The organism is Saprospiraceae bacterium (assembly GCA_026129545.1).
In the GTDB taxonomy this organism is placed as follows: Bacteria; Bacteroidota; Bacteroidia; order Chitinophagales; family Saprospiraceae; genus M3007.
In genome coordinates this window covers 2,519,804-2,542,629 of the sequence record JAHCHX010000001.1, presented here as the reverse complement: position 1 = coordinate 2,542,629, position 22,826 = coordinate 2,519,804, and the positions used below count along the sequence as shown (strand labels likewise).

The following is a 22,826-nucleotide window of genomic DNA, read 5'->3' as shown; positions in this document are numbered from 1 at the left end:
AACCTTCTACCTTCCAGCTTCCACCCTCCACATCGCGAAACAAACATGACAGCTATTGTAAAATACAACGCCGGGAACGTGCAGTCCGTCCTGTTCGCACTCGAAAGGTTGGGCGAAAAAGCAATATGGACCGACGACCCAAAATTGCTGCGCGGTGCCGCTCGGGTCATTTTCCCGGGCGTGGGCGAGGCATCGTCGGCCATGCGCTACCTGCGCGAACGTGGATTGGACGTGCTGCTGCGCTCGCTGCAACAGCCGGTGTTGGGTATATGCTTGGGCTTGCAACTTTTTTGTCGCCACTCGGAGGAGAACGACACCACCTGTATCGGTATCTTCGACGCGCACGTTCGGCGCTTCAACGGAGCAGCCGCCCACCCCCCCCTTAAAGTCCCCCACATCGGTTGGAATAATTTGTCCCATCTTCGCGGCGCTCTGTTTGACGGCTTGGAAGAAAACAGTTTTGTGTATTTTGTCCACAGCTATTACGCCGAAGAAAACCCGGCGGCAACGGCAAGAGCGGAATATGGCACGAGGTTCAGCGCCGCTTTGCAGCGCGACAATTTTCACGCCGTGCAGTTTCACCCCGAAAAATCGGGCGCGGTGGGGCATAAAATCCTGAGCAATTTTTTGAAAATCAAAGGGTAGCAACAAACAAACTGCCTCGGGCAGCAAATTTTTTTTACATGGAAATCATTCCTTCATTCGACCTGCTGGACGGCAAACTCGTCCGGCTTCGTCAAGGCGATTTTGACCAAAAAACCGAATACTCGGCCAGCCCCCTCGAACTGGCGCTCGAACTCGAAGCCGCAGGCATCCGGCGCCTCCACATGGTGGATTTGGACGGTGCCCGCAGCGGGCGGCCTGCCAACCTGCACATTCTCGCCGACGTGGCGGCTCGCACCCGCCTGCAAATTGACTACGGCGGCGGCTTGCGCTCCATTCCCTCGCTCAAACAAGTATGGGATGCCGGAGCGATGCTTTTCTCCGTGGGAAGCGTGGCGGTGTTGGCACAAGACGAATTCAGTGCATGGGTCGAAAAATTTGGTCCCGAGCGCTTCCTCGTGGGTGCCGATGTGCGCGACCGCCAAATCGCGGTGCATGGCTGGCGCGAGCAAACGGAGGTCTCGCTATTCGATTTCATTCGGAAAATGCGCAGCCTCGGCATCAGCCAAATATCCGTGACCGACATCGCCCGCGATGGCGAGCTCTCCGGCCCGGCACTCGACCTTTACCAGGATATTCTGGGCAAGTTCCCCGATATTCACTTGGTGGCCAGTGGCGGCATCAGCGACGTGTCCGATTTGGAGGCGCTTACGGCGCTGGGGTGTAGCGGCGCCATTGTCGGCAAGGCATTTTTTGAGGGGAAAATACCGCTTCAGTACTTCCGCGTGTTTTCAAAAGTGTAGCCTTGACGAGAGGCCAACGAAACCCAACGAGCCTAAAAATTGGCGACATCCATTCATGCTCGCAAAACGCATCATCCCCTGCCTCGACATCAAAGATGGGCAAACCGTGAAAGGCATCCAGTTTGAGCAGCTGCGCCAAGCAGGCGACCCCGTGGAACTGGCCGCTGCTTACAGCCGTCAGGGCGCGGATGAGCTTGTTTTTCTCGACATCGCTGCCACGCAGGAGGGGCGCACCACTTTTGTTGACCTAGTGCGACGCATTGCCCAAGTGCTCGACATCCCGTTCACCGTCGGCGGCGGCATTGGCTCGGTGGAGCAGGTCGGACGATTGCTGCAAGCAGGGGCCGACAAGGTGAGCATCAATTCCGCTGCCGTGCGCCGACCCGATTTAATCAATGAATTGGCCCAAGCCTTCGGCAGCCAATGTGTCGTGGTCGCCATAGATGCTCGCCCCCACGATGATGGTACTTGGCACGTCTATCTGAACGGTGGCCGCATCGCCACCGAGCGCCATGCACTCGAATGGGCGCAGGAAGTCGCTCGACGCGGCGCCGGGGAAATCCTGCTGACTTCCATGCAACATGATGGCACCCAAAGCGGCTTTGCGCTCGAGCTCACGAGCGCGGTTTCGCAGGCCGTTGCCATTCCCGTCGTCGCTTCCGGCGGAGCAGGAAAAAAGCATCATTTCCTCGATGTTTTCAACGAAGGAAAAGCAGATGCCGCGCTGGCCGCCAGCGTGTTTCATTTTGGCACAATACCAATACCGGAACTAAAACTTTACCTGAAAACGCATGGAATATCCGTTAGACAGCCCTGATGCGGCGACACCTCAAACCCTATCACCCGATTTCGCCAAAATGCATGATGGGCTTGTGCCTGCTGTGGTGCAGGATGCGCGAACGGGGGTGGTGCTCATGCTGGGATACATGGATGAGGCGGCACTCGCTCACACGCAGGCGACGGGACTTGTCACTTTCTTCAGCCGCTCCAAGCAGCGGTTGTGGACCAAGGGCGAAACTTCGGGACATCACTTGCGCCTCCACGATGTGCGCCTCGATTGCGACCAAGACGCTATTTTGATAAAAGCGTTCCCTGCCGGGCCGGTGTGCCACACAGGGGCCGACACTTGCTGGGGCGAACAGAATCGAGCCGTTTCTTTTTTGCTGGAATTGGAAAACATCATACACGAGCGGGGAAAAGCTTCGCCGGAAATGTCCTACACGGCGCGGCTGCTGGCCGAGGGCATTCCCAAAATAGCGCAAAAAGTGGGAGAGGAGGCCGTCGAGACGGTCATCGAGGCAATGGGCGACAACCGCGAGCGGTTGCTCAACGAGGCCGCAGACTTGCTCTATCATTTGCTGGTGCTGCTCGCGGCCAAACAAATGCGCTTGGAGGAAGTGGAAGGTGTTTTGAAAGGGAGGCATTTGAAGGTTGAATCTGCCGTTATCGGTCAGGGACATCCGACAAATCTTGGCGAATCGGGGTAGAAAAAAAAGAGGGAGCCTTCCGGCCCCCCCCCCTCAGGGCAAACGCATCAAAATGGCACAAACCTCGGAGAGGTCAAATGTTGGTAGAAACGCCCCATTTTCGCGGTGTTTACGACCCCAGCGGGGTCGAATGTTGGTGACCTGTTTGCTGCGATAGACATTTGACCTCTCCGAGGTCGTGATAATTATCACAAAAACACACCATCTCTACCAACATTTGACCTCTCCGAGGTCGGTTGTATTTTGATGCGTTTGCCCTGCGGCCCCCCCCTCACTCACTTGTTTTCACATTCCGGGTCGGGTCACATTTTGGGCAACAGCACCGCGTCCACCGAATGAATCACGCCGTTGGACTGGTACACGTCGTAGGTCGAGATATTGGCCGTGTTGCCGTTTTCATCCTTCAACACGATGTTGCGCGGGCCATTCATCATGAACGTGAGTGTGCCGCCACTGACGGTTTTCAGCGAGTTTTCACCCTTTTTGAGTTTTTGAGCAATGGCATCGAAATCAAACCTGCCTGCTACCACATGGTAGGTCAGCACTTTGGTCAGCGTAGCCTTGTTTTCTGGTTTGAGGAGGGTTTCCACCGTGCCGGCTGGTAGGTTCTCGAAGGCATCATTGACAGGGGCAAATACCGTGAAAGGCCCCGCGCCTTGTAGCGTTTCCACCAGCCCGGCGGCTTGCACGGCTGCCACGAGCGTGGTGTGGGCTTTGGAATTGCTCGCGTTTTCCACGATATTTTTTTTCGGGAACATGGCTTCGCCGCCCACCATCACGGTGTTGTCGGTCTTTTGTGCGTTCAGGGCAAGGGTGGTGAGGACGAGTGCGAGCGCGAGGCTGGCATTTTTGAGCAATGCTATCATTGTTGTGCTGTGTTTGAAAAGTGTTTGTTGTGAAAAAATTTGTCTCGAAATCTGTATCGGCACTTACGAGGGTTGTGCGCGATTCGGTTTTTGCGGCCATGAATTTTTCTGTCGCTTCCAAAAGAAGTCGTCTGTTTGGGCGTTCTTTGCGGCTAAATTCGCACGTTATGTCATCAAAAAACATTCGCTCCAAATTAGCCCTTGCGCTGCTCGCCTTGTTCGCGGGTTCCTATTTGGTGTTGTCGCTGCCGCGCTGCAAATCGGACGGTACGCCTCCCGCAAAATCCACCGCGACGCAAACGCCGCAGCCTGCCGCTCCGCCCATTTCGGTGCCGACTTTCAATGCCGACTCGGCTTATCATTTTGTGAAAAAACAAGTTGATTTTGGCCCGCGCGTGCCCAATTCGGAAGCACATCGCAAGTGTGCCGCGTGGTTGGCGAGCGAGTTCAAGCGGCACGGGTTGGAGGTGATAGAGCAAAAATTTCAAGCCCCACATTTCAAAGGCGGAACGTTTGATGGGGTCAATATCATTGGCCAATACAAACCTGAAAACCCCCGCCGGGTCTTGTTCGCGGCGCATTGGGACAGCCGTTTTCAGGCTGACCAAGACACCAAGGATAGGAACAAGCCCATCTTGGGCGCCGACGACGGTGGCAGCGGGGTGGGGGTGTTGCTCGAAATGGCCCGGTTGCTTGCCCAACAGCCGGTGGATATCGGGGTAGATTTTGTGCTGTTCGATTTGGAAGACCAAGGCGATGATTCGGACGACGGCAAAGACAACAGCAAGACGTGGTGCCTCGGCGCGCAGCATTGGTCAAAAAACCTGCACAAACCCGGCTATATGCCCCTCTACGGCATCCTGCTCGACATGGTGGGCGGTGCCAACCCAAAGTTTCAGAAGGAGGCCATCTCCATGCAGGCCGCGCCAACCATTGTGGAAAAGGTGTGGAGCACCGCGGCGGCGCTGGGCTACTCCAACGTGTTTGTGCCGGAGGCGGGTAATGCCGTCACCGACGACCATTATTTCGTCGTGATGAACGCCCGCATACCGATGATAGATATCATCAGCAGGCCCGGAGGCACCAAGACGGGTTTTGTGCCGCATTGGCACACGCACGACGACAATATGGATGCTATTGACAAAAATACGCTCCGCATCGTGGGCGAAGTGGTGACGACTGTGCTCTATCGCACCGCAGGCGGGGTGTTGTGAGTGCGTGTCTATGCCTCACTGCTAAAAGTTGCACACCGGTCGGGCGAATCAAAATCGCCCGGCGAATTGAGCGAGATAGAACTTATGGCCAATTTTTCCCTCCAACGTTTTTTTCAAAAATACACGGGTTTTTTGCGCAACCTGAAGCCTCTGTATGTGCTCAACAATGTGTTGAACGCCCACCGTCTGCGGCACAATCGCATACTTTATCGGCAATACGGCGTGCGCAAAAGCATATTCAGCCCCATCGGCAGCCGCGATTTTGCCGGAAAACAAGCCGCCGACCTTCCGTGGCTCGACCATCCCGACGCTTTGGAGCGTTTGGAGCAAAATGTGGAATTTCTGAAAATGAACGAGCGGACGAAAGGCAAAGTCAGGCAATTCGTGACGGAGGGCTACACGGTGCTGGAGCGTTTTTTCCCACAGGAAGACACGGACGCGCTCAACGAGGAAGTGGATACTTTGCTGAAAACGGGTAAGGCCGAATTCAACTTCACAGGGCGCAAAATTTTCAATCTTTGGGAAACCAGCCGCCTGGCCGACGAGCGGTTTTTTCGTCGCCCGGAGCTGACGCAGATGCTCTCTTTCTTGTTGGGGAAAGAAGTAGTGCCGTTCCAATCGCTCAATTTTACGCTCGGCAGCGAACAACGCGCACATTCGGACTCTATTCACATGACCACTCAGCCACCCGGCTATCTTATCGCGGCGTGGGTGGCACTCGAGGACTGCACGGAGGACAACGGCCCGCTTTTCTACTACCCCGGCAGTCATCGGCTGCCCTACATCACGACGGGCGACTATGATTCGGGCAACACGGCGCTGCTCATCGGCGAACATAGCAACCGCCGCTATGAAGACAAAATAGCGCAAGTCGTGCAGGAAATGGGGCTTCAAAAACAACTGTTTCTCGCCCAACGTGGCGATGTGCTAATATGGCACGCCAACTTGCTCCACGGGGGCAACCCCATCAAAAAGCCCGGCGCGACCCGCCGCAGCATGGTGTGTCACTACTTTGCGGAGGGGGTGGTTTGCTACCACGAACTGTCGCAACGACCCGCCCTCATGCCGAGGCACGGGGTCTGAGGCTTGCCCATCCAAGCGGAGCGGCTGGGAAAATTTCCCACCGCTGTCGCCGCGAGATATTCAGGTGGTGGGGGCGACACGACACATTCTCAATGCGCTGCTTCGAGTACTCATCCAAATATGCCTCGCGCCGTCAGGTTTTGTGCATTCGGTTGGCGACGGTTACTAAACTTTCAAAGTTGAAGTACTGAGACAAAATTATTCAAGCATTTCACACGACGACACAACGGCACAAAGAATTGATTATCAGAAAAATAAAATCGCAGTGTCGCCGTGTCGTTGTGTGAAATAAATCTGTCCGGGTACTTAGTAAACGTGTTTTCGGTTTGGACCATGCACAAAACCTAGCAGCGCGAGGTATAAAAAACCATATTTTCGCGGCGTTATGCGCCTAACCATCCTACAACCCACGCTTGTTTGGGAGAATCCTGTTGCCAATAGAGAAAATTTTGCTCAACAACTCGCCCCCTTGCGCGGACAAACCGACCTTGTGCTGCTGCCCGAAATGTTCACGACCGGATTTTCCATGAATGCCGCCGCGCTCGCGGAGCCAATGGACGGGCCGACGATGCAATGGCTCCGCCAAACTGCCGACGAATTGGGTGCCGCCGTCGCGGGCAGTTTTATTTGCGAGGACGGTGGCCGGTTTTTCAATCGCCTCGTCTTCATGCGTCCGGGTGGGGCGCTCGATTTTTACGACAAAAAGCACTTGTTTTCGCTGGCGGGCGAACCGAATTATTTCACTGGCGGCAAAAAAAGGTTGACGCTGGAGTGGCGCGGGTGGCGCATCTGCCCCTTGATTTGTTATGATTTGCGTTTCCCTGTTTGGAGCCGCAACGCGCCCGGTTCGTTTGCGGGCAGAATGGAGCCGCTCTACGATTTGCTGCTTTATGTGGCCAACTGGCCTGCCCGCCGCGCACACCATTGGCGCTCGCTTTTGATGGCGCGGGCGATTGAAAATCAAGCCTACGTCGCGGGGGCAAACATTGTGGGCACCGACGGCAATGGGCTGGATTACGCGGGGGATTCGGCGCTTATTGATTATTCGGGAGCAATTATTTTTGAGCAAAATGGGCAAGAGGCGCTCCTTACTGCCGAACTATCGTTGGAAAATTTGCGCCAATACCGTTTGCAATTGCCCTTTTTGCAGGATGGCGATGTTTTCCACTTTCGTTAGTAACTTTTTTCCATATTTTGTTTCAAAAGCATGGTTTTCTGAAAAGCGTTTCTACCTTTGCCCCGGCTTTTGTGGATTTTACTCCATGCAATGGTTCTTTTTCAAGTCCTTCCGGTTAACATTTCCGCCATGCGCAAAAGCCGCTTGAACCACTGTACACCCGCAAAAAACATCACTAAAACCAACTTTTCGCCTGTGGCGGGGCGAGCGATGGCAAAAGGCCCATCGTCGAACCAAAACGACATAATTTATGTCAGACTCAATTCCTTCCAGTTGTTGCCCCAATAGACCTTTTGCATTCTTACTCGCTTCCCTCTTCATTTTTTTCACCAGTTCGGCTTTTGCCAACAACACTCCCGGAGTGCCACGCCCCGACGCAGGCGAGCGCATGCTCCAGTTGCGCACTTACATTGCTGGCTACGCTCAAAATTTCACCGGCATCCGATACAAACACGGCGGTGGCGCTTCGGCATCGGGCTTCGACTGCTCTGGCTTCACGAGTTTTGCCTTGCGCGAGTTTGGCATCACCGTGTCGCCCGCATCCTCGGCACAAGCCAAGGAGGGCGAGGAAGTCAGCCTCGATGCGGTGCAGCCCGGCGACTTGGTGTTTTTTGGCCGCCGGGGGCGCGTCACGCACGTTGCCTTGGTGGTGGAGCGCACCGCCGAGGGCATCATCTGTGTGCACAGCACTTCTTCAAGGGGTATCGTGGTGGAGAACATCTCCACATCCGGTTATTGGCGCCCCAAAATCATGTTTGCCCGCGACGTGATTACGCGGCAGGCACTGGACAAACACTTGCTGGATGAAATCGGCATTTCGCCTGTGCTGCTTGCGGCATTTGATGAAATGACCCCGGAGTGCGCCGAGGAGTTTGAACAAGCGTGCCGAGAGGTAAGCCCGTTGCCAATGCTGGCCTCGCTGGATGCGCAGGTCCAGTTCAAAATGGCGTATCGTACAAACTAATTCACCAACTTCAATAGGCTACCATGCCTAAAACTCTGTGCGAGGGGAGCATCGGGGTGGCATTCGAGGCCACCACATCCAAACAAAACGTTCTTTGAGGAAAAAGGGCGCTCCGCGTTGCGGGGCGGCCCTTTTTTCGTCGCCCCCTCCGCTCCGCTTGGCCGGACAAGCCCTCAAGCAACTCAAACAACTCAACCATGCCTAACAACATTCGCATCCGCCCCGCCACCGAAGCCGACTTGCCTGCTATCCACGCCTTGATGTACGAATTGGCGGTGTATGAAAAAGAGCCTGAGGCAGTGTTCACCACTGTGGACGAGTACACGGAGGATTTTAGGAACGGCTTGTTTGAGAGTCATGTCGCCGAGATGGATGGCCAAGTGGTCGGCATGACCTTGTTCTTCATGGCCTATTCCTCTTGGAAGGGGAAAATGCTCTATCTCGACGATTTTGTCGTGACCGAATCGCATCGGCGCTATGGCATCGGGCAGATGCTGTTCGACGCTTTCGTGGAAGAAGGCCGCCGCAGAGGATGTCGGTTGGTCAAGTGGCAGGTGTTGGATTGGAACGAGCCTGCGCTGGCTTTTTACAGGAAAAACGGAGCCATCATCGAGACGGGTTGGTGGAACGGGAAGATATTTCATGCCTCGTCGGATGCTCACCGATAGGTCACGGTTTTGGGGTCACTTATCCTCGTCGCTCTTGGGCTTGAAGCGCCACAGGTCGTGTATCATGACCCCGATGATGATGCCAGCCGGCACAAAAAACACCTCAGTGTGCAGGCGCGGGAACACGCCCACGCTAAACATGGCGCCCGCCAAAAAACTGACCATGACGATGACGCGCAGCAGGGCCTCGCGCTGGATGAGCCGCCTTTTTTCGCCCTCCGAATGAAATATCTCCGCAATGTCAACCCCCAATTCGTTCACGACCCCCGTCATCTGGCTCGCTTTGATGAGCGAGGAGGTGGTGAGGCTGACCATCGCGTTTTGGATGCCGATGGAAAAAAGAATCATGCCCGGAAAAGCCACGGGGTTCAGGGCGGCTGAGTCATCGGCTGCCGAGCCAACATAGATGAAAATGCTGGCCACCACCATGAGCGGCAGCAAATGAAGATAGCGCCATTTGAGCAGTTTTTCGCGCTCCACGCACCAGCCTGCGAAGAAGCCTCCCAGAAAAAACGCGAACAACCACAAAAAGATAGACCCTGCGGTGTTGAGCTTGCCCTCGTACAAGTCTTCGGCGATTTGGGGCAGCAGCCCCGTCACGTTCGTCACTACCACCGAGAAGGTCATCAGGCCAGCGTAGATGACGATGCCGGAGCTAAAGGGATAGATAAACGCATAGAGCATTTTGATGCGGAAAGAACGCCGCCGCACCCGCTCGCTCGGTCGGGGCAACATACTTACCAACGTGGGAGGATAGAGATATTCGTACCAGCGATTTCTCATAAAATGATTACTTGCAAGTGAGGCGGAGCTGACGAAGGACGATTGATGAGGCTGCTCCGACGAGAATTTGCGACTTTTGCCGCGATTCGCAAATTTAACCATAACGCACTAAAATCCATGCGCACTCTTACTTCGTGGCTCCCAATTTCTCCTGATTCTGATTTTTCGCTTCACAACTTGCCTTATGGCGTGTTTCACACGGGCGACGGGAAAGCCCGCGCGGGCATCGCTATCGGCGAGCATATCGTTGATTTGGCAACTGCTGCGGAGGCCGGATTGTTCGGCAAGCGCCGTTTTTTTAAAAAAATATTTGAACAAAACACGCTCAACGAGTTCATCGCGCTCGGCAAGCCCGTCACCAACCGCGTTCGCCAAAAAGTGTTGACGTGGCTCACGCAAGCCGCCGCACCTGAAAATGCCACCCGCCTGTTGGTGGAGCACCGAAAAGCGACCATGTTGCTCCCGGTTCGCGTGGGCAATTACACGGATTTTTACAGCAGCATCGAGCATGCCACCAATGTGGGCAAGATGTTTCGTCCCGACAACCCGCTGCTGCCCAACTGGCGCTGGATTCCGGTGGGCTATCACGGCAGGGCGTCGTCGGTGGTGGTGAGCGGCACGCCTATTCGCCGCCCGTGGGGGCAGATTCTGCCCAAAGACCAAGAAACGCCCGTGTTCAGTCCTTCGCGGCAGCTCGATTTTGAACTTGAAATGGCGTTTGTTATCGGGAAGGACAGCTCTCTGGGAACACCGATAGCGGTGGACAAGGCGGATGAGCATATTTTTGGCTTGGTGTTGTTCAACGATTGGAGCGCCCGCGACATACAGCGCTGGGAGTATGTGCCGCTTGGCCCTTTTTTGGGTAAAAATTTTGGCTCCTCCATCTCCCCATGGATAGTGCCACTCGAAGCCCTCAAACCCTTTCGCGTGAAAGGCCCAAAGCAACAGCCTGCGCCGCTCCCTTATCTGCAACACGGCTCCAAAGGTGGGCACAACTTCGACATTGCGCTGGAAGTAGGCATCAGGGGCGAAGGCGCTGGCACGGAAACCATCGTGGCACGCTCCAACTCCAAATACCTTTACTGGTCCATGGCGCAACAACTGGCGCACCACACCGTGAATGGCTGCAACGTGTGTGTGGGCGACCTGATGGCTTCCGGCACGATTAGCGGGCCTCAATCGGGCACCTACGGCTCCATGCTTGAGCTCTCATGGGGCGGCAAAGAGCCAATTCGGCTGAACGACGGCACCACGCGCACTTTCCTGTCGGATGGCGACACGGTGACGATGCGGGGCTGGGCTGCCAAGGGCGGCCTTCGCGTTGGGTTCGGCGAGGTGAGCGGAACAGTGCTGAAGGCTTTGGATTGAGCGGTGCGCGGCTTTGTTTACAAAAAAGTAAAGATGGAAATGGGAAAAGGATGGGCGAGTGGATTCTATATTTGCCCAATTAGTTCAAACACTACGCCCTCATGAAAAAATTGCTACCAATCATCGCCCTATTTGGCCTTTCATTTCAAATTGCGGCACAGACTGTTCTTTATACCCAGACTTTTAATGGTGTTTCGGTCCCTGACCTGCCCGGTGATTGGTCGGCTACTACTGACCAAATTTTTACCAACAGCGCCACACCTTCATCAGGTTACTCGGGGGCATCTGGTGGCAACAACTTGTTGTCGCGCAATTGCAACCCTAATGGCGAGGAACGGAGTTTTCAAGTGGATGGGATTTCGAGTGTGGGCTATGGAACGCTGACTGTTAGCTTCGGCCACCGGCGGACCAACGCATTCACACCAGCTGTTGCACTTGAATGGAGCAGCGACGGCTCATCTTGGAACACAATAGCTTATAACTCCGCTAACGCTGGTACTACTTGGGCACTGTTTACTTCGGCCACCTTGCCAGAAGACGCGGAAAACCAAGCCAGCCTTAGCTTCCGGTGGACTTATGTCACGGCCGTTGGGAATGTGCCTTGCGACAATTTTGCTGGCAACTACCGTATAGATGATTTTAAAGTTACTGCGGGTTCGGTGCTTCCGGTGGAGTTGATAAGGTTTGCAGGCTACAGGGAGCAAAACACCACCCGCCTCATCTGGCAAACCGCTACCGAAACCTCTAGCGACTTTTTCTCTGTGGAGCGCAGCGCCGATGGCCAACGGTTTGCGGAAATAGGTCGAAAAAGAGGGGCAGGCACCACCTACGAACCTCAATCATACACATTCACCGATGAAACGCCCTTGCCCGGCATCAACTATTATCGTCTTCGCCAAGTTGATTTTGATGGTCGGTTTACTCACAGCAAAGTGGTCACCGTATCGTATGAGCAACCTGCCTCCATCCACCTCTTCCCCTCTCCCGCCGCCGACCGGCTAGCCTTGCAGTTGGACAAACCTTTGTCGGAAGATGCTGTTTGGGCTATGTTTGACCAATCGGGCCGGCTCGTCCAACGCGGCGTGTTTGCCTCGCATCAGCTCCTGCCCGATTTCGACTTGACGACACTCTCTGCTGGTTTCTACACTTTGCAAGTCATCGCCGGACGCGACTCTTTTGCACGGAAGTTTCAGAAACAATAGCCTTTCCTCTCTTGTTTTGTGCTGTCGTTCCAACCCCTCAATACGCTCAACTCCCATGCTCAAACACGTTCTCTTCGACAATGACGGCACCATAGTGGATTCGGAAATCATCGCCGTGCGTACCTCTTTGAGTTTGCTCCGCACTTATGGTCTCCACATAAGCGAGCAGGAATATAGCCGCCGTTTCCCTGGCCTCTTGGAACGCGACATTGTGGCGATTGTCAGTGAGGAATACGGCATCCGGGTGCCCGATGATTATTTTGACCAACTACGCGCCCTGCACATTGCCGCATTCGACACGGAGCTGCGGGCCATAGCGGGCATGCCCTCCCTTTTTAAAAAATTGAAAACTCCCAAAAGCATGGTCTCCAACGGCAGCGTGCGTCATGTGGAGCGATGCCTGCGCCGGGTGCGGTTGCGTGCGGCCCTCGATGGGCATATCTTCTCCGCGGAACACGTGGAACGCCCCAAACCTCACCCCGATGTGTACCATTTCGCGTTGGAAACCCTGCGACTTCAGCCCGCCGACCTCCTTGTGGTGGAGGACAGCCCCACAGGTGTGGTGGCTGCCAAACAGGCCGGGCTTCGAGTGGTGGGTTTTCTCGGCGCGGCGCATATTCACGACGGTCACGACGAGCGGCTGCTTGAGTGCGGCGCCGATTTTATCGCGGCGGATGCGCGGGCATTGGCGCGGCTTTTCGAGCGGTTTGGGGTGCTGTGAGGCTGGAAGGTAAAGTAGGGCGCCCTTGATTTTCAAAAGATGAGAAATGTTTTTGCCGCGCCTAGTGACTCTTCCCTCATCCTTCTCATCCCGATTCAAATTTCTTTCTCACACCGCGGCATATCCTTGCACAGTTGCTCGTTGGCACTCTTTTTGTCATCCGCCGGTAGGCGCAACCGTTCGCTCCACGAAGACTTCTACGGTCGAGCGCACTCGGCTTTTGTCCTCGTAGCGTACCCTCTTTATGAGACTGCTTCAATAAGTGTCTGAGCATCAAGCACTCGGAGGTTTTAGCTCGCCAATCGCATTCGGAAAAACCCAAAGTCCGGTGGCTTATTTGAAGAGAAGGGAGAAAATCGCCAGCGTACCATGCGGTTCAAAATGCCACCCTTATGTTTGTATGGACATAATCACATGGCTATCACCTCGACCATTTAAAACATTCGCGCCCCCGGAACCTCCCATAGAGCGTGGGCAAAGTCGGGAGTGCGACATTTACTTGGTTGGGCTTGTCACAGCGAGCAGCCTTCGGAAATGCGCCAGTTGCGGCAGTCCACCCCTATCGGTTGTTTTGTCGCAACCAGCAGGGCGACAAAGCGAGTTTAACCGTCAATTGGAGGTGGCGGAAAACAAGAGTTCCATGCAATTAAAAATGTAAAAAATATAACATAAAATAATCCGTGAGAGAAATTTATAACACCAAGGTAATCGGAAGTATCGAGCAAGGAACTATTATCAATAGTTGCATTGCTGAAAACTACAATGGTGTTTCAGTCTTTGGGATAATAATCACCCCTCGTTGCGACATAGACAATAATAAGGTCTCAACGGTTCATTACCTGCCTGTCATTAAACTTGATGATTGGATTGCCGTCGATTTCTGGTTGATATTTTCCAGCAGAGCCAAGAATGAAGTAATTGGTAAACTTTACTCAATTCTTGAAAGATACAAATTGAGCCGTACATTGATAAAATCATTTAGCCCAAGTCAACTTCGAGAGACGCTTAAAGACCAAATCAATAAAAAAGACGATTTAGATAAATTCAGCAAATTATTGTCTGATTTAGAAGAAATGTCAAAAAAATTTCACGAAATTGACAATTTAGAAATCAAGCGATTGATTGAATCCTACAACAAAGTATCTAAAAGTGTTTTTAAGGAACTAAAAGAAAATAAAATAAAAGAGTTTTACCTTTTAGAAAGTTGGGAAACCAATTCAGAATACTATGTGGTTTTATTGCGAGAAATAAGAAAACTGACTTATTCATTAGCAAATAAGGTATCTCGTGGTGTGTATCAATATGAGATTTCTGAAAGTGATTTCAGCAATAACGATATTGCCCGAAAACCAGAAGGTGATGAATTTGTCTATTCTACTGCGACGCTTAAATCTCCTCATATTGAGCATTTGATTCAGCAGTTTTTTTGGAATTTTGGCAGAATTGGCGTTGAAAACCATCCAGAAGACCTAGAATCACAATTCCATAACAAGGCTGTAAACTTAATTTGAAATAACATGAATTTTCTTTTTATATCTTATGATGCGATTAAGGAACTCACATCGGTTCATCAATTGCAAAGTTCAGACTTCAACGAAAGTTTAGATATCTGCAAAATCTTAAAAGGAGAGTTGGGGACTTGGAAAAGATTTAATATTATTTTCTCAAAGGCCGAGAAGGGTGGATTCTTTTTTACAACTCAACCAGATATAAAAAAAGGGATTGTGTTTGATTTGACCACATTCAAAGGGTTCGAATCTGCAAAGAACGACCAATTGATAACAATTTTCCAGAAAACACTAAAGTTTGCAATTCGTTATTTTGAAAAATTACCTCCTACAACATGTGAGAGGCATCTACCGGGTACAAGTTTTAGCCTTGTATATCCATTTCCTTGGGTAGCGACGAAAGATGTTTACAGAATTACAGTAGATAGAGATGCTGATTCAGAATGGTTTGCAAAAAGGCTAAAGCAATATTTATTAGTCTTTGCAGATGGAGGCGCAGAAAATATCCAAAAACCATCATATACTATTTTACATAAAGCAGCGGAAGAGGCAATTAATATTTGTAGATATTCATCTGAATTATTTAAGACAGAAACTGCAAATGCTGAGAAAATTCATGCTCTAAAACTTACTCAATTAGAACCACAAAATGATTTATCAATAATTTCAAATATTGGCTTTTCTAACTGGCAACATTATTTAACTAATAATCAAAAAGAATTTATTTTTAAACCTGTTTCTGGACCCGAAAGACTTGAGGGGGCAGCCGGGACAGGTAAAACCCTGACGATGATACTTCGGTGTATCAACTTGATTAAAGAGAATTATGAATCGGGCGGAGTCTATCATATACTATTCATAACCCATTCAATTTCTACAAGAAATCAAATACTTGACATATTTCGGTCAAATTTTGAAGAAATTGACTTATTTTTAGATAAAAGCCATTCATCTGTTAGTGTTACGATTACTACTTTACAAGAATGGTGTATAACATTTTTAGGTGCTAATATCGGAAGCACAGAGTATTTAGACAGAGATGCCCAAGATTCAAAAACTCTTCAGAAGATGTACCTTGATGAAGCAGTATCAAGGGCACTTGCTAATGATTACTCTTCATTTAAATTATTTTGTTCAGAAAATTTTCTCCATTTCTTTGAAAATACTGACAGAGAAGAATTATTGGAGATGATTCAACACGAAGTTGCCGTAACAATAAAAGGAAGGGCAAATGAAGATAAAGAAAAATATCTAAACTTACCTCGTCTAAAATATTCAATACCATGCACAAAAGAAGGCGATTTGAGTTTCCTTTTTTTGATATATCAATATTATCAGGAAATGCTAAAACTTACTAATCAATTCGATAGCGATGATATAATTATTTCTTCTCTGGGGCAACTTAATACGCCAATATGGAGACGACGTAGAGAGAAAGAAGGCTTTACCGCCACATTTGTTGACGAAACGCATTTGTTTAATTTAAACGAACTTTCGATTTTTCACTATTTAAACAAAGAATCGTATAAGCAAAATATTGTTTTTACTATTGATAAATCACAAGCGGTTGGAGACAGGGGACTTGTTGATGATGTGCTTTTTGATGCTTTGGGATTTGAAAATTTGGAGGCAAATGCATCTCAAAGATTAAATACAATTTTTAGGAGTTCACCTGAGATTGTAAACTTGGCATTCACTATTCTATCATCAGGTGCAACCCTATTCACCAACTTTGAAAACCCATTGGAAAAAGCGTCATTTAATTTTACCGAAAAAGAAGAGAAGAAGTCAAAATCACCTCGTTATATTTTGAAGGAGAATGATGATGTTTTAATTAAGGAGGCGTTGCTCGAAGCAGAAAAAATGAAAAAAGAGTTGGAGACGCAAAATTCCAAAATTTTAATAATTTCCACAACTGAATTATTATTAAATAAGTTGGAACAATATACAAGGCAAATAAACAAACCAGTTGAATTACTAAAAAGCAGAGGCGATTTAGAAACTGTTAAATCTGCAATTAGAAGCAACCGCTTTTTAATAGCCGGAATAGACTATGTAGGTGGATTAGAATTTGACGGAGTGATAATCGTGGGTGTAGATAAAGGAAGAGTTCCTCCTATGTCGACTGATAATTACACGGAATCGTCTCATTTTTTAAATTATGCTTGGCATAACAGAATGTATGTAGCGATAACTCGTGCAAAATATGCCCTCATAATAATGGGAGAAAAAAGCAGGGGGGATAGTAAATTACTTGAATCAGCAATTGAAAATGAACTCCTAAAGGTTGAATAAAATAATGCATGGAACAAAGCACTCAACGCCTATGCCGCCCAAACCCAACCCGCAAAGCCAACGCAGGGCGGCACAGCGTGAGTGCCACCGTTCTCCCAAACTAAAATAAAACAAAAAATAAAAACAATATAAACAACATTGAAAATACAAAAACAAAATGTATTAAAAATATAATTAAGGAAACGTACCTTTGCGGCTCAAAAGAATAAGATATGTCATACATAAGAGTTTTAGGTGGAGGGAAGTCGCAGGTAATCAAGGACTTAGCCTTTTGTGCTTTGCTGGAAGGCAAACTTCCGGCTGCCAACAAACAGTTTTCCATCCTTTTCAACGAGTTTGATGATGTGGTGCGGAAAGAAGACAGCCGGATTACAAGAGAGGCGATGAGCAACGTTCACGGTGATTGGTACGAATGGCTTTTGGCAGTATGCGCATGGAATTACTTCGTGAAAAACGAAAACTCCCACTTGGCGATACTTCTGCCAAACGTGATACAGTTCGATGTTGCTACTTTGTACGAGAAAAGGTTGAATAACCTGATTATAGACCTAAAAAAGAAGGTTGCAGAAGTATCGGAAGTTCAATTGATTACATCGAACCCCGATTTTGTAATTATAGACGGAGATTTGGCAAGAGAAGTAATTGGACAAGTTTCTGCAATTGACGAAATAACCCCGGATAACCTGACGGAGCTCGAAGGAACGTACCAAAAGTTCATTGACAAGTGCAATTTTGAGCAAATCGAAGGCTATATTTCAGTTAAGACTTCGCTCCGCCCGGATAGGCGTTTGCAGATTTCGCATGAGGGCAGCCTGATGAAAGCCTTGTACGCCCACCTTCAAACGAGGGAATGGATAACATCGCCGAAAGGGTTGAAATACTATGCTGTGGCGACCAAAATAACGGAGCCGGATAGAAACGCATTGAAAACGGTTGCTACACACTCTTTGACAACAGTTTTCAGTTTGCCACAAGCAGCAGTAGATGAGGTTTACGAGGTCAATACACTTCAACAAGCAAATCTTGCTTTTTCCTCAATTCTAAGTTAGTGGATATTTGCTTTCGCAGGGCAAGACCTAATGCTTTCGCAAGCCCCGGAGGTACGGCATTCCCAATTTGTTTTCCGCAGCTAACAAGGGTAACGTTGGCACGCCCAAAAGTTTTAAATTCCCACTCAAAGGGAAAATCTTGAAGCGCAGCCATTTCAATGGTGTTCAGCCCTCTATCTTCAAACGGATGAATATACATTCCTTTGGCACAGTTGTATGCCGCTGTCCTTATCGTCACGGAAGGGAAATCCGCAATCAATCGCCCGAAAGTGTCATTTCCTTGATGTTTGCCCGTTTTCCAGCAATCAGGGCGGAGTTCGTCCGGCAAAACCTTGAAGTTTTTGCCTTGTTCAACGTAGGTCATGCGCTTTTTGACGATTGGCGAAACGCCCATTACGGCATAGTCTTTCCGTTTGGCATATTCCGAAGGAAGTTTATCAAAAGCCTGTCTGACCGTAACCCAATTTTCGGGCTTTGTTTGAGGAGTAGGCGATAATTCGGAAGTGAACAAATCCCAAGTTCTATTATCTTTTATATGAGTGGGCAACGGAAATGCTGGTTTTTCATCGCCTTTAATGCCAATTAAAATGAAACGTTCCCTTCTCTGCGGTACACCGTAATTGGCAGCATTTAGCAGAGAATAAGAAAGACTGTACCCTGACCCGTTAAATTGGTCGAACATATATTGAAGCACATTAGAATGCTTGCTTTGAGTTATCCCAGCAACATTCTCAAAAATAAAGGCTTCTGGTTCAATTCCTTTGACCATTCTGACAAACTCCAAGAACAAATCGCCGTTTTTCTCATCGTTTTCGCCTTGTTTTTTGCCAATGTTACTGAACGGCTGACAAGGTGCTCCACCGACAACGAGGGCAACTTTGCCTCTTTGAAGTCCTGAAAATTCAAGTAGTTCGTCCACTTCGATTTCACGGATGTCGCCCGGTTGCCTTTCGAGCATCCGACCATCTTTGATTTTCACGGGATTGTCGAACAATAACCACTCCGGACGATTATGGCGCAAAGTAGAGCGGCAATTAATGTCGTTTTCGATACACACGACCGTTCGGAAACCTGCTTGTTCCAAGCCAATATCAAGCCCTCCCGCACCTGAAAAAAGGCTCACTACGGTATAGTCCATACCATTGAGTGTGGCATCATGTGCGGAGGTCGGGATGTAGGTCAGCCCAGTTCTATTGTTCTTGTATCTCATAAGTAGCCTTTTTCTTTGATTTGTAAATTGCACGAGGTTCTTCAACCATATCGGCAGAAATTTCGGGGCAGAAGGATTTGCAGCCTATGGCAACAAGACATTGGACAAGAAATGCAGCACTAAAAGTGCCTCTGGACATTTTGCTATCAATGCTTGCTTTGGTTTCTTCAACCCCTATATCTGCAAGTAAATCAACAAGTTGTTCGTAGGTAATGCCCCTACGCACAATCTCTGATTTGAGAAGTCTTTTAACCTTGTCGTGCCAAATACTTGAAGTCATGGCGCAAAGGTGGAAATAACCGGCATATATGCAAACAAAAGGTCAAAAATAAAAAAAATGGGCATGAACAACGGATGTACGCCTATGCCGCCGAAACCCAACCCGCAAACCCAACGCACGGCGGCACGGCAGCAAGCCAACCGTTAGCAGCAAGTTTAACCGACAGTATGCGTATAAACAAAAAAGCCAAGAAGTGTTATGTTGACATGTAGCGAACTCATAGAGAAAAGAGATAAATTAGCAAATGGCGAAATCGGATTAGAGGTCACAAAAGCAAAATATTGGAATGGCTTCAAAGAAGGACAACGTTCTTGGCATACAAAGGACTGGAAAGAAAGAATATCTGAATTCATTAAAGAGGTAGTGGAAATATTTGACTGACATTGTAATTTTTCGCCATGATAACAGAAGTTCGTCGTTGCCACCGCTGTGAAAGCAGCAACATCGTCAAAAACGGGAAAAACCGCTCCGGCACCCAAACCTACAAGTGCAAAGATTGTGGTTGCTGCCGGGTATTGGACAGCAAGCAGCCCAGCAGGAACCTAGACCCCGAACTGATGGAGCGTGCCTACCAAGAGCGGCAAAGCCTTCGGGGCACAGGCGTTCGCTGAACGTCTCGTATCGGACGGTGCTCAATTGGTTATACTTCGCGCCGTTAGGTTTTGAGCATGGCTGCAATCGCAATCTGCTAAAAATCAAGAACATCAATCATGTTCATCTAACAAATCCTAGCGAATCAAGGTATAAAAAAAGCTTGGCAACTTCCCCCTTTCAAAACCACCATTGAGGAAGGACAAGCCGACGGCCGGTTAGAGGCGGACGAACTGTTCGCTTACATCGCCGTGAAAATCAATCAAGTACGGGTCTGGATTGTTCAGTGCTGTAGAACAAGGCGGATACTCTCCTTTTTCATTGGCGACGGCTCGGTGGGGTCGTGCAAGCGACTTTGGCGCAAACTCCCCTACGAGTACCAAAAATGTCTGATTTTCAGCGATTTTTGGACGGCGTATCAATGTTTGCCCAGCGAGACACACCTCATGGTCGGCAAAGAGACCGGACTGACCAACCATGTCGAAAGGCTGAACAACACCTTGCGCCAGCGCATCAGCCGACTCGTCCGAAAGACCCTCTCTTTCTCCAAAAAGGAGTATATGCTAAACCTGCACTTCAAACTATTCGCATACCACTACAATTTAAATGTTGTCAGGTAAAAATTTCCACCACCGAAATTTCAACGGCTGTAAGCGAGGCACTCAAAAATAGTAAGGAAGAAATTGCCGAAAACGCTCTACTTGAAGGAGCATCCGCCGAGTTTGTTGTAAAAAACGCAGGACTTTCTATCGAAAAAATCGGGCCGTCATCGAACGGCTTGGCCTAAACAAATCAATAATCGCCTACCAACGGATGTGCGCCAATGCCGCCGAAAACCCACCCGCAAAGCCAACGCAGGCGGCGGTGTGCGTGAGTGCAATCGTTCAAAACACATAGTTCAACGTCAAATTGAACCGATATGCTGGCATGGGCAGTCCCGGGGTGCGCACTTTCACCACATCACCATCAATCGCGGCGACCAACTTCGAGCCGATGAAGGGAATATCGCCCACCGTTCCTTGCACCCTGTCGCGGAAAGCCGCGAGGTCTGCCTCAGGGTCGTTGGTGGTGTAGAGGAATGAGCCGCTCAGCCATTTGATATCCACGCCGACAAGAGTGGCATCGAGGGTAAGGAAATCGCCGAGCCGAAACTGAACACCCGAAGCCGCCCCGACACCAAACCCTCCCACACCGCCCTTCACGGTTGTTTTGTAGGGGCTGTCTGCTTGCTGTGTGGTGCGGGTGAGGGAAAAATTGTTGTACCGACCATAAGGCGCGAGATAGAAGCCATTGGGCGCGTTTTTGCCCAAATAAAAACGCTGCTCCAGCACTGCCCCGAAAGAAGTGAAGCGATTGGTGGTGGTGGCAACGTCGTCCTCCAAATCAAACTTGCCCCCCAAGAAACCGGGAGCAGGCGTGGGGCGAGGCACACTTACAAGCAGGGAAAGGGATTTGTTGTGGGCATAAACCCATTCGCCGTGCAGATTGGCTTTGCCGCTTGGCAACAGGAGGCTGAAAGGGGCCAAACCGATGCCAAACCGATTTTCGTGTTCGTGTTGAGAAAATTTTTGTTGCGCGGTGGCATCAATGGCTGCGGCGAGGCAAAACGTGAGGGATAGGAGCAAAGCCAAAAATTTCATCTTGAATCATTTTTTGGCAAAACGAGAGGCGCTCGTTACCTATTGGTGAATGCTGTGTTAAGACAATGTTTTATAGTTAGCGAAAACCACACTAATGGATATTTTCAAATTTGCCACGAAGTCACAAAGACGCAAAGCAAAATACGCATTGATTTGCCGCATTTTGTGCCTTTATGTCTTTGTGGCACAAAAATGATGTCCAGTAGTGTGGGCGGAAACCTTCTTCAATCGTGGGTAGGGCGGCGGCGTTGGAGGGTGTCGGCACGGATGGACGCGCCACCTAAAGACACCCTCGCCCGCCGTCGAGTGCGAACAGGCGTTCTTTCATGGTTCTAACACATATCGGTAACGCCGCTCTTCGTGTTCGCCCCAATTGTCCTTTGCCCAAAATTGGAATTCTATCACGTCGCCCGGTTTGAGCGGGCCGGGGCGAGGCAAAGACAGGTTTTTGATGGTGATGCCCGCATCAAGCGTGATACTGTTGCTCCGAAGGTTTCGGTCGCTTTGCAGCGTGCCTCCAAACGCACCATTGACGTAGTAGGCAAATTCCCAGTCGGTGATGAACTGGTCGTCCGGGTCGGGCGCGGTGGTGACGACCCGCATGGCGAATTGCAAATAATCGCCCGGCGTGCGGGTTCCGCTCTCGTCGTCGTCAAACCAGCGCACGTCAAAGTGAGCGAGGCGGAGCGGGAAAGGAGCGCGGTCGCAAGAGGAAAAGAGCAGGGCAGTTGCCAAAATGGGCAATAAAAGGGTCTTTTTCATAGCTGTTATTTTGGGGCAAACGTAGGGGCAGGCATCCAGCCAAGTCAAGCGTCACAATACGGTTTAGTATGGTTTTAACTTTTAACAACATGGAAACAGGGCTTTAACAGAACGGGAAAATGAGCGGGCCTAACTAATGGCTGGAGGTGTCACCAAAAGTAAATACTGTTAATAATCTTGAAAATCAAAAGTTTGTGAAATATAGCCCTACCTTTGACCCGGCACATCGCCACATCACAATTTCAATTTTTATACATGTACAGTGGAACCGTTAAGTTCTTCAATGAGGCCAAGGGATTTGGCTTTGTTGTTGACAGTGCCTCAAACGAGGAAATTTTTGTTCACGTCACAGGGCTGATTGACAACATCCGTGAAGGCGACAACGTCACGTTCAATACCGAGCGCGGCAAAAAAGGAATGAATGCAGTTGATGTCAAAATCGCGTAAGCGATTCAAGACATTTGATTCATAAAATTTCTGAACCTCCGGTGGGCGACCATCGGAGGTTTTTTATTGGCGGCTTTCCTACCTTCGCCCCGCCGTTCCCAACTA

General features: G+C 49.8%; 25 protein-coding genes. 19 read left to right on the top strand and 6 right to left on the bottom strand.

Annotated features, from left to right (window positions below):
* Window positions 1–45: 45 nt before the first annotated feature.
* Genes hisH through KIS77_09720 form a run of 4 tightly spaced genes read left to right on the top strand, consistent with a single transcriptional unit; the run spans window position 46 to window position 2,893 of the window.
* Entirely contained in the window at window positions 46–645 is a 600-nt protein-coding gene (gene hisH / locus KIS77_09735; GenBank protein MCW5922615.1) for an imidazole glycerol phosphate synthase subunit HisH, read from the top strand.
* A gap of 38 nt (window positions 646–683) precedes the next feature.
* Window positions 684–1,406, top strand: coding sequence for a 1-(5-phosphoribosyl)-5-[(5-phosphoribosylamino)methylideneamino] imidazole-4-carboxamide isomerase (locus tag KIS77_09730; GenBank protein MCW5922614.1), 723 nt, complete (start codon window positions 684–686; stop codon window positions 1,404–1,406).
* A gap of 55 nt (window positions 1,407–1,461) precedes the next feature.
* Entirely contained in the window at window positions 1,462–2,223 is a 762-nt protein-coding gene (gene hisF / locus KIS77_09725) for an imidazole glycerol phosphate synthase subunit HisF (protein MCW5922613.1), read from the top strand.
* Entirely contained in the window at window positions 2,198–2,893 is a 696-nt protein-coding gene (locus tag KIS77_09720) for a bifunctional phosphoribosyl-AMP cyclohydrolase/phosphoribosyl-ATP diphosphatase HisIE (protein ID MCW5922612.1), read from the top strand. Before hisF ends, KIS77_09720 begins: the two co-directional genes overlap by 26 nt.
* Window positions 2,894–3,195: 302 nt before the next feature.
* On the opposite strand, the gene KIS77_09715 is transcribed toward KIS77_09720, so the two are convergent.
* Window positions 3,196–3,759 (bottom strand): fasciclin domain-containing protein, encoded by a 564-nt coding sequence (locus KIS77_09715; protein ID MCW5922611.1) that lies wholly within the window; start codon window positions 3,757–3,759, stop codon window positions 3,196–3,198.
* A gap of 167 nt (window positions 3,760–3,926) precedes the next feature.
* Here KIS77_09715 and KIS77_09710 point away from each other — a divergent pair, with 167 nt between their 5' ends.
* The 5 genes from KIS77_09710 to KIS77_09690 all read left to right on the top strand — a co-directional run bounded on the left by KIS77_09710 (window position 3,927) and on the right by KIS77_09690 (window position 8,865).
* Window positions 3,927–4,973: a M28 family peptidase gene (locus KIS77_09710; protein MCW5922610.1), complete on the top strand. Its 1,047-nt coding sequence runs from the start codon at window positions 3,927–3,929 to the stop codon at window positions 4,971–4,973.
* Between the two features lie 66 nt (window positions 4,974–5,039).
* Window positions 5,040–6,056 carry a phytanoyl-CoA dioxygenase family protein gene (locus KIS77_09705; GenBank protein ID MCW5922609.1) on the top strand — a complete coding sequence of 339 codons (1,017 nt, stop codon included), beginning with the start codon at window positions 5,040–5,042 and terminating at the stop codon, window positions 6,054–6,056.
* Window positions 6,057–6,441: 385 nt separating this feature from the next.
* The gene (locus KIS77_09700) at window positions 6,442–7,233 is read left to right on the top strand and encodes an amidohydrolase (protein ID MCW5922608.1); all 792 of its coding nucleotides are present in this window, start codon (window positions 6,442–6,444) and stop codon (window positions 7,231–7,233) included.
* 250 nt (window positions 7,234–7,483) lie between these two features.
* Window positions 7,484–8,197, top strand: coding sequence for a C40 family peptidase (locus KIS77_09695; protein ID MCW5922607.1), 714 nt, complete (start codon window positions 7,484–7,486; stop codon window positions 8,195–8,197).
* A gap of 197 nt (window positions 8,198–8,394) precedes the next feature.
* Window positions 8,395–8,865, top strand: a complete 471-nt coding sequence (locus KIS77_09690) for a GNAT family N-acetyltransferase (GenBank protein MCW5922606.1) — start codon at window positions 8,395–8,397, stop codon at window positions 8,863–8,865.
* A gap of 15 nt (window positions 8,866–8,880) precedes the next feature.
* Here the strand turns inward: KIS77_09690 and KIS77_09685 are convergent, their stop codons facing one another.
* Window positions 8,881–9,648 carry a DUF1275 domain-containing protein gene (locus tag KIS77_09685; GenBank protein ID MCW5922605.1) on the bottom strand — a complete coding sequence of 256 codons (768 nt, stop codon included), beginning with the start codon at window positions 9,646–9,648 and terminating at the stop codon, window positions 8,881–8,883.
* Window positions 9,649–9,765: 117 nt separating this feature from the next.
* Here KIS77_09685 and fahA point away from each other — a divergent pair, with 117 nt between their 5' ends.
* From fahA to KIS77_09655, 6 genes are all read left to right on the top strand, one after another.
* Window positions 9,766–11,016, top strand: a complete 1,251-nt coding sequence (gene fahA / locus KIS77_09680; protein ID MCW5922604.1) for a fumarylacetoacetase — start codon at window positions 9,766–9,768, stop codon at window positions 11,014–11,016.
* Window positions 11,017–11,117: 101 nt separating this feature from the next.
* Entirely contained in the window at window positions 11,118–12,218 is a 1,101-nt protein-coding gene (locus tag KIS77_09675; protein MCW5922603.1) for a T9SS type A sorting domain-containing protein, read from the top strand.
* 55 nt (window positions 12,219–12,273) lie between these two features.
* Window positions 12,274–12,939, top strand: coding sequence for an HAD family phosphatase (locus KIS77_09670; protein ID MCW5922602.1), 666 nt, complete (start codon window positions 12,274–12,276; stop codon window positions 12,937–12,939).
* A gap of 680 nt (window positions 12,940–13,619) precedes the next feature.
* Window positions 13,620–14,450 (top strand): hypothetical protein, encoded by an 831-nt coding sequence (locus KIS77_09665; protein MCW5922601.1) that lies wholly within the window; start codon window positions 13,620–13,622, stop codon window positions 14,448–14,450.
* 6 nt (window positions 14,451–14,456) lie between these two features.
* Window positions 14,457–16,742 carry a UvrD-helicase domain-containing protein gene (locus KIS77_09660; protein ID MCW5922600.1) on the top strand — a complete coding sequence of 762 codons (2,286 nt, stop codon included), beginning with the start codon at window positions 14,457–14,459 and terminating at the stop codon, window positions 16,740–16,742.
* A 212-nt stretch (window positions 16,743–16,954) separates the two neighbouring features.
* A complete protein-coding gene (locus KIS77_09655) occupies window positions 16,955–17,791 on the top strand; it encodes a Cfr10I/Bse634I family restriction endonuclease (protein ID MCW5922599.1) in 837 nt (278 codons plus the stop codon).
* On the opposite strand, the gene KIS77_09650 is transcribed toward KIS77_09655, so the two are convergent.
* Window positions 17,742–19,001 (bottom strand): DNA cytosine methyltransferase, encoded by a 1,260-nt coding sequence (locus tag KIS77_09650; GenBank protein MCW5922598.1) that lies wholly within the window; start codon window positions 18,999–19,001, stop codon window positions 17,742–17,744. The genes KIS77_09655 and KIS77_09650 overlap by 50 nt on opposite strands.
* Complete coding sequence (locus KIS77_09645) at window positions 18,982–19,281, bottom strand: hypothetical protein (GenBank protein ID MCW5922597.1); 300 nt, start codon at window positions 19,279–19,281, stop codon at window positions 18,982–18,984. Before KIS77_09645 ends, KIS77_09650 begins: the two co-directional genes overlap by 20 nt.
* A 198-nt stretch (window positions 19,282–19,479) precedes the next feature.
* Between KIS77_09645 and KIS77_09640 the strand changes: the two genes are divergently transcribed.
* The 3 genes from KIS77_09640 (at window position 19,480) to KIS77_09630 (ending at window position 20,492) form a co-directional block, all read left to right on the top strand.
* On the top strand, window positions 19,480–19,662 hold the full coding sequence (locus KIS77_09640; GenBank protein MCW5922596.1) for a hypothetical protein: 183 nt from the start codon (window positions 19,480–19,482) through the stop codon (window positions 19,660–19,662).
* Between the two features lie 17 nt (window positions 19,663–19,679).
* Window positions 19,680–19,892: an IS1 family transposase gene (locus KIS77_09635; protein MCW5922595.1), complete on the top strand. Its 213-nt coding sequence runs from the start codon at window positions 19,680–19,682 to the stop codon at window positions 19,890–19,892.
* Between the two features lie 231 nt (window positions 19,893–20,123).
* A complete protein-coding gene (locus KIS77_09630) occupies window positions 20,124–20,492 on the top strand; it encodes an IS1 family transposase (GenBank protein MCW5922594.1) in 369 nt (122 codons plus the stop codon).
* 264 nt (window positions 20,493–20,756) lie between these two features.
* Here the strand turns inward: KIS77_09630 and KIS77_09625 are convergent, their stop codons facing one another.
* On the bottom strand, window positions 20,757–21,512 hold the full coding sequence (locus KIS77_09625; GenBank protein MCW5922593.1) for a hypothetical protein: 756 nt from the start codon (window positions 21,510–21,512) through the stop codon (window positions 20,757–20,759).
* A gap of 324 nt (window positions 21,513–21,836) precedes the next feature.
* A complete protein-coding gene (locus tag KIS77_09620; GenBank protein MCW5922592.1) occupies window positions 21,837–22,274 on the bottom strand; it encodes a hypothetical protein in 438 nt (145 codons plus the stop codon).
* Between the two features lie 255 nt (window positions 22,275–22,529).
* Between KIS77_09620 and KIS77_09615 the strand changes: the two genes are divergently transcribed.
* On the top strand, window positions 22,530–22,721 hold the full coding sequence (locus KIS77_09615; protein MCW5922591.1) for a cold shock domain-containing protein: 192 nt from the start codon (window positions 22,530–22,532) through the stop codon (window positions 22,719–22,721).
* Window positions 22,722–22,826: the final 105 nt, after the last annotated feature.